The sequence below is a fragment of the Geodermatophilus amargosae genome, assembly GCF_900116515.1.
Lineage (GTDB): Bacteria > Actinomycetota > Actinomycetes > Mycobacteriales > Geodermatophilaceae > Geodermatophilus > Geodermatophilus amargosae.
Map to the genome: position 1 here is coordinate 94,530 of NZ_FPBA01000021.1, position 6,646 is coordinate 101,175.

At 69.8% G+C, this 6,646-nt stretch carries 8 protein-coding genes and 1 pseudogene; 8 read left to right on the forward strand and 1 reads right to left on the reverse strand.

Annotated features, from left to right (window positions below; all coding sequences use genetic code 11):
* Nucleotides 1-25: 25 nt before the first annotated feature.
* Nucleotides 26-855 (reverse strand): IS5 family transposase gene (locus tag BM414_RS21905; RefSeq protein WP_093582960.1). Its coding sequence is split into 2 segments (ribosomal slippage): nt 26-496 and nt 499-855, totalling 828 coding nucleotides; the frame shifts between segments, so codons are not numbered across the junction.
* 63 nt (nt 856-918) lie between these two features.
* Here BM414_RS21905 and BM414_RS31875 point away from each other — a divergent pair.
* From BM414_RS31875 to BM414_RS28640, 8 genes and pseudogenes are all read left to right on the forward strand, one after another.
* Nucleotides 919-1,044: pseudogene (locus BM414_RS31875) on the forward strand (IS256 family transposase); the annotation flags it as partial.
* A gap of 133 nt (nt 1,045-1,177) precedes the next feature.
* Nucleotides 1,178-2,032, forward strand: coding sequence for an SAM-dependent methyltransferase (locus BM414_RS21910; protein WP_093582962.1), 855 nt, complete (start codon nt 1,178-1,180; stop codon nt 2,030-2,032).
* Nucleotides 2,033-2,371: 339 nt separating this feature from the next.
* Nucleotides 2,372-2,578: a hypothetical protein gene (locus BM414_RS29585; protein ID WP_175551728.1), complete on the forward strand. Its 207-nt coding sequence runs from the start codon at nt 2,372-2,374 to the stop codon at nt 2,576-2,578.
* A 33-nt stretch (nt 2,579-2,611) separates the two neighbouring features.
* Nucleotides 2,612-2,791 carry a hypothetical protein gene (locus tag BM414_RS29590; protein ID WP_175551729.1) on the forward strand — a complete coding sequence of 60 codons (180 nt, stop codon included), beginning with the start codon at nt 2,612-2,614 and terminating at the stop codon, nt 2,789-2,791.
* Between the two features lie 134 nt (nt 2,792-2,925).
* A complete protein-coding gene (locus tag BM414_RS29595; protein WP_175551730.1) occupies nt 2,926-3,099 on the forward strand; it encodes a hypothetical protein in 174 nt (57 codons plus the stop codon).
* Nucleotides 3,100-4,159: 1,060 nt separating this feature from the next.
* Entirely contained in the window at nt 4,160-5,167 is a 1,008-nt protein-coding gene (locus tag BM414_RS21920; RefSeq protein ID WP_245784897.1) for a polysaccharide deacetylase family protein, read from the forward strand.
* A gap of 2 nt (nt 5,168-5,169) precedes the next feature.
* Entirely contained in the window at nt 5,170-5,733 is a 564-nt protein-coding gene (locus BM414_RS21925) for a transposase family protein (protein ID WP_245784899.1), read from the forward strand.
* Between the two features lie 214 nt (nt 5,734-5,947).
* Nucleotides 5,948-6,646 (forward strand): superantigen-like protein SSL4 (locus BM414_RS28640; RefSeq protein ID WP_217644872.1); only part of this gene is annotated, 699 nt, incomplete at its 3' end.

Genomic DNA, 6,646 nt, shown 5'->3' on the forward strand with positions numbered 1-6,646 from the left:
CACGAGGTCGTAAAAGGACGTGGCATTAGTTGGTTGATAGCCGTCGGGCGCAGATCAGCGTGACGGCGAGGCGGGCCAGCGCGGTGATGGTCACGGCGCTGCGGTCGTAGCGCAGCGCCAGGCGTTTGTAGGACAGCAGCCAGCCCAGCGTGCGTTCCACGACCCAGCGGTGCCGGCCCAGGCGAGCGCTGGAGTCCCGTCCGATGCGGGCGATCCGGGCGGTGATCCCACGGCGGCGCAGGTAGCGGCGGACCCGCGGATCGTCAGAGCCCTTGTCGGCGTGCAGCTTGACCGGTCGGCGGCGGGGATGTCCGCGGCCGCCGCGCCTGATCGCCGGCATGGAGTCCAGAATCGGCTCGACGAGCATGCTGTGGTGCCGGTTGGCGCCGGAGACGGCGACGTTGAGTGGCAGCCCGGTGGCGTCGACGAGCAGGTGGTACTCGCTGCCGGCCTTGCCCCGGTCGGTGGGGTTGGGGCCGGTCAGCTCACCCCCCTTGTCGCGCGGACGCTGACGCTGTCGAGGCTGGCCCGGGACCAGTCCAGCTCACCGCGCTCGCCGAGCTGGTTGAGCACGGCGACGTGCAGCCGATCGAAGACACCGGCCTCGGCCCACTCGTGCATCCGCCGCCAGCAGGTCCAGCCCGACCCGTAGCCCAGCTCGACCGGCAGCTTGGCCCAGCCGATCCCGGTAGAGAGCACGAACGCGATGCCCTCGAGGACGTCCCGATCCGAGGTACGCGGCCGACCGGTGCGGCCGTGCACCGCCGGCTTGCGCGGTGGGATCAGCGGCTCGACCAGCGCCCACAGCTCGTCACTGATCAACCGCGGCGGCGGGGAAGACGCCGATGACGACATGCCCGGCAACCTGCGCCGACACCTCGTCAGCGGACAGAGCCCGAGGACCCACTTCCGCAACGTCTTCTGAAGGCGCACGACGAATGGAAGGTCTCCGACCGCCGCTACCTCTTCGAGGGCTCCATGGCACTTCTCAACCGACCCGAGCCGGCCGAGGAGGTGGCGCAGCCGGCACTGATCGCGTCATAGTCCAACCGGCAAAACCGTCCCCCACGGTCGCGAGCTACACCACGCCCGGAGACATGACACCGATCACGGGAGGAACCTGCGAGCATGTCGACCAACGGGGCACTAGGTACGACGAGGAGCATGCGAGGCGGCCATGGACTCTCCCAAAGCCTCGGAGGCATCGAGCGCCGCGCCGTTGGGCGACCAGTCTGCCCGGGCGAGCATCGCCCGCGTCTACGACGCTGCCCTCGGGGGCACCGACAACTTTGAGATCGATCGCCAGGTACTCGAGCAAGTGCGCAAAGTCGCACCCGAGGTCAACGACCTGGCTTGGTCCAACCGTAGATTCCTGGGTCGGGCCGTGCGGTTCCTCACCGACCAGGGCGGTATCCGCCAATTCCTCGACTGCGGCTCGGGATTGCCCACCGCGGATAACACCCACCAGATTGCACGCCGGATTGCCCCCGCGACCCGAGTCGTCTACGTCGATAACGACCCGGCGGTTGTCGCGCAGAGCGAAGCGCTACTCGCCGACGACGAGTTGTGCCATGTTGTGGACGCCGACATTTTTCAGCCGGCCCGGGTACTCGGGAACGAGACCATCCGCAGCCACCTCGACTTCTCCCAGCCGCTGGCGCTACTGCAGGTGGGAACACTGCACCACTACGCCGGAGACGACGGCGCCGAGCTCATGCGACAGTACATCGACGCTCTACCCGTCGGCGGCTTTGTGGTGATCGCGCACTTCTTCGATCCTCAGACCGATGAGCTCAGCCCACTGGCGCGGCGCATGGAGCAGGTCTTCCTGCACAGCCCGATGCGCTCAGGAGTGTTCCGCACACGCGCCCAGATCACCGGGTTCCTGCCCGGCCTAGACATCGTCCCGCCCGGTCCCGACCGGCAGGGCGAGCTGGAGCTCTGCGACCTGTGGTGGCCCGACGGCCCCCGGCTGCGTCCGCTCAATCAGGTCCAACGGTGCATCGCCGCTGCTGTGGGCCGTAAGGCCTGATGCCGGGGGCTATCCCTGAGTGGGCCGCTTGGGGACAGGACGGGCTGTAGGACGCCTGAAAGGTCAGAGCCGAATCCCCGACCCTGGGAGCGGGTTCAGGCTGCTCGAGAGGTGTCAGTCCGCTCAGCCTCCCGCCACGTATAGGTCACTTGCACCTCATCGCAGGTGATCACCCGCTTGCGCGCCGGGGCGGCTGCGACCAGGCAGTTGAGCAACGACATCTGCACGGATAGACGTGTGCTGAGCCGGCGGGGTCAGCCCTCGGGGTCTGCTCTGCAGGTGTCATCCGCTGGTGGTCGGGGATGGGGACGGCCTGCGTCGCACCGGGTGGTGGAGCGGGTGGGCGAGAGCGTGTCGGCGTCCGGAGCCGGTAGCGCGCACGGCCTGCTGAGGGCTTTGAGCGAGCCGATCAGGACGACGAGTTGCTCGGTGCCGGTGACGGCGGGGTGGGGTCGGTTGCGTTGCAGCATCCAGGCGCTGGTGGTGATCGGGATGGCGACGCAGGGCTATGCGCTGCCCGGCTCGCGGTGGACGGTGATGGCGTAGGCGTGCACCAGCTCGTCGGGCTCCCCGGGAATCGTGGTCGATCTCCTCGTCTTCGTCGGTGACGACGGTGGGGGTCTGCTCGGCGGCGTCGAGGGCGGTGCCGACGCCCTGGGTGCCAGTGAGGACGCCTGGGCGCCCTTGTCGTATTCGTTGCGGATCTGGGTGACCTGGCCCGGGCTGCAGAGCAGCTGGTACGTGCTCGTCAGGCAGTGAGATGGCGCCCGCGGCCAAATGGCGCGGTTGGCGGAGTTCGGCGCGCTCGACGAGTATCTGCACCAGGCGGGCTAGCTGTACCGGATGGACCTGGACCGGTACACGGGCTAGGACGCGCGACCGGGGGGCAACCGGTGGTGGTTCTCCTGCTCACGGTGTTCACGGCACTGGTTCTGCTGGCGGCTGGTTTCCTGCTCGGGGTGTTCTGGCTGCGCGACGAGCACGCCCGGCTGACCGCGTTGCGCGAGGAGGTCGGGCAGAGAACCGCGATGATGGAGCAGCTGGCCCATGGCGATGTGCCGCCGTGACGCTGCGCGGTGCGGTGCAGCCCACCAGCCACCCTCATCAAGCCGACTGAGCCATGCTGCATCGGGGGCGTTCCGCGCAGGCCTGCCCTCGTACCGATGAGTCCGCCGCTTTGAGTGCAGACAGCACGATGAGTCCGGCGACAGCGCTCGACAGCCTCGATGCCGCCGCGGTCGAGGCCGAACGCAGACCTCGGCACGGGCGACGACGATCCGCTCACTGCATCGCCACAGGTGGGATGCGCGGGGTTCGATGGAGTCGGTTCCTGAAATACTCAGGCCGGGACGATCTTGTTCTGGATCTCGACCGCGACCTCTCCCGTTGTCGGTGTCGCTGCGGCGCGATTTCCACCGGCACCTTCACGACGTCTGGGAGCAGGGGCCATGACCGGACATCAGCCCAGTGGATCGTCGATCGGCGCCTCCACCGGGCGCCAGCGGCTTGCCTCTCCGGACTCGGCTCGGGTCACCATCGGAGGCGTCGCCCGTTGATGGGCATTCGCCGACATCAGCCACTGCAGCCAGCGCTTCGGCGCCGCCTTTCGCGCGTCGCCGCGCGAGTGGTCTGAGGGGTGCTGGACGCCGGTCGCTGACCGTCCCAGCCGCCCGGGACGGTGCCGCCGCGGCCTCGGCCACGGCCACGGCCACGGCATGCCGCTGCTCCGTCGGAGGTGGGCGGGAGGCCGGGCGAGGTTCCGGTGGCCCTGAGGGCCGCTGGCGTGTCACGGAGCCACCGCAGCATGGACGGCGGCAGCATGGATGGCGCGGGCACGGGCCTTGGGGGATGGGGATGCATGAGTGCAACTTGTGACGACGCGTGCGGGAGCTGAGCCGACGGGCACTGCTGGGCTGGGCGGGCGCGTCCACGCTCGCCGCCGCCGGCTGCGGCGTCGCGGGCCGCTCGTTCACGACGGCCGTCGCGGGGACATCCGCGCCTGCTCCCTCCTCGGCGGTCCCGCCTCCTGAACCCGTCCCGGTCCCGACACCCGCCGTACGGCTGATCGGCGACGGATCGACCGCCGACACCGGCCCGCAACCCCACCAGCCGGTTCCGCGCAGGTTGGTGCCCGGCGAGCGGCCGCCCCAGTTCGTGGTCTTCTCCTGGGACGGCGCGGCCAATCTGTCCACCGGCCAGTTCCCCCGGTTCCGGACGCTGGCGCAGGAGCTCGGCGCGTCGATGACCTTCTTCCTCAGCGGCGTCTACGCCCTGCCGGCCGATGCCCGGATGCGCTACGCCCCGCCACGGCATCCGGTGGGCTCCTCCGACATCGGCTTCCTGACGACCCAGGAGGTGCTGGACACGATGGCCGAGGTCCGCCTGGCCTGGCTGGACGGGCACGAGATCGGCACCCACTTCAACGGTCACTCCTGCGGCGAGAACGGCGTCCGGCTCTGGTCCCCGGAGGACTGGGCCAGCGAGATCGCCCAGGCCAAGCGGTTCGTGCAGACCTGGAAGACCACCACCGGCCGCAGCGACCTGCCGCCGCTGCCCTTCGACTACGACGTCGAGCTGATCGGCGGCCGCACCCCCTGCCTGCAGGGCCAGGACGGCTTGCTGCCCGCCGCGGCCGCACTGGGGTGGAGATACGACGCCAGCTCACCCGGCGGTCAGCAGGTGTGGCCCGCAAAGAAGCTGGGCCTGTGGGACTTTCCGCTGCCGTCGGTGCCCTTCCCGACGTCCGACCCCAGCCAGAGCGCCAGCGCGCTCGCCATGGACTACAACCTCATGTACCGGCAGACCCAGGGGGACACGGCCGGCGACCCGGCGATGTATGACACCTGGCGCCAGCAGGCCACCGACGCCTATCTGGCCGGCTTCGAGCGGGCCTACACCACCAACCGTGCCCCGCTGTTCGTCGGCAACCACTTCGAGCAGTGGAACGGCGGGATCTACATGGACGCGGTGGAGGACGCGCTGCGGGCCATCGCCGCCCGGCCCGAGGTGCACCTGGTGTCCTTCCGTCAGCTGGTGGCCTGGCTGGACGTGCAAGACCCCGCCGTCCTCGACCGGCTCCGCACCCTGCCGGTGGGCACGCCCCCGGCCGACGGCTGGGAGTCCTTCCTGGCCTGACCCTGTCCGGTCTCGTCCCACGGCTCGCTACAGGAGTTCGAGCCGAGACCGGGCAGCGCCGTTCGGGCAGGGCCCGCGCCACCACCGTCGACGCCCTGGTGATCACCGACCCTGCCGGGCGGCTGCTGTGCTGCGGGCAGACCCGCTCCGGCTCCATCCACGATTCGACCCAGGTTCGTCAGGCCGGCCTGATCGAGCTGCTGGCCCTCATCCCCGGTGTCACCCTGCTCGCCGACGCCGGCTACCAGGGGCTGAGCACCCGGACCGCCGGCGCGGTCATCACGCCGCGACCGGCCCGGCGGAAGAACCAGATCCCGGTCTTTTCCGCCGTGGCCGCGGCGCACGAGGCCGAACGCCGAGCTCACGCGTCCAAGCGGATCCGTGTCGAGCACGGCATCAGCCACCTGAAGAACTGGCGAGCCCTGTCCCGTCACCTGGGCCGACGCGAGCACGTGGACACGCTCCTGCCCGCGGTCGCCGGACTGGTCTCCAGCCAGGAACGAGCACCACGACCTGCCCAGCCTCGCCGCCAGCCGAGAGCTCCACTGGCCGGCAGCGCCCGGTGATCGAACCAGCCCTGACCAGGTGAACGACCGCTCGCCGCAATTTACGCACGAGGGCGTTAGGAGATTGCCGATCATCGGGCCCTATAGACAGTTACCCATGACGGACTGTGGTTTCATCTTCCACGCGCTGTTAGGGCGCACCCAGCGTCGTTCCGGTACAGCATCGTTTCTCATCGCGTGACATGGGCTGTGGCGCCACCGGTCGCGTAGGCACATGACCATGCGTCGACGTCTTACGTCCCTGGCCGTGCTCGCCGCGGCCCTCACCGTGATCCCGGCGGGGTCTGCGCTCGCCGATCACAACGTCACCCACACCCGCCAGCAGATCTGCACGGCGGCGGGTGGCACGTTCTCGGGCCCCGGTACCGCGACCCCCACTGTGAATCAGCAGGACAACCAGCGGTGCACGGTGGTCACCTCGGTCGACGGTCCGCCGACCCCCTCCGGCACCCCGACGGTGACCACCAGCGAGCCCCAACCGGTCGGGGAGCCGACCTCGGTCACCGAGACCGTGCCCGTCGGCGAACCGACAATCTCCGAGCGCACCGAGAACGTCGGAGAGCCGACGTCGACCACCGTCGACGTCCCGGGCACGCCGACGGTCACCCAGGCGGACCGCGACGCCGGGCCGGCGACCGTCGTCTCCGAGGACGTGCCATCCGGACCGCCGGTGGTGCAGCAGGAGATCCGCCGGGGCCAGTCGGTGACCACGACCGCGCCGGGGGCACCGATCAACTGCCGCCGGGTCAACAACGCCAACGCCAACCAGACGGTGGAGCGGTGTGACCGGACCGAGATCGACACCACCACCACCCAGACGACGGTGATCACCACGACCACCACGCCGATGGAGACGGTGACGACGACGACCCAGCCCCGCGAGACGGTGACCACCACGGTGACGCCGTACACG

Excerpts from the sequence above, each read along its gene's own strand:
- BM414_RS21910 (WP_093582962.1), top strand. The coding sequence starts at position 1,178 with ATGGACTCTCCCAAAGCCTCGGAGGCATCGAGCGCCGCGCCGTTGGGC.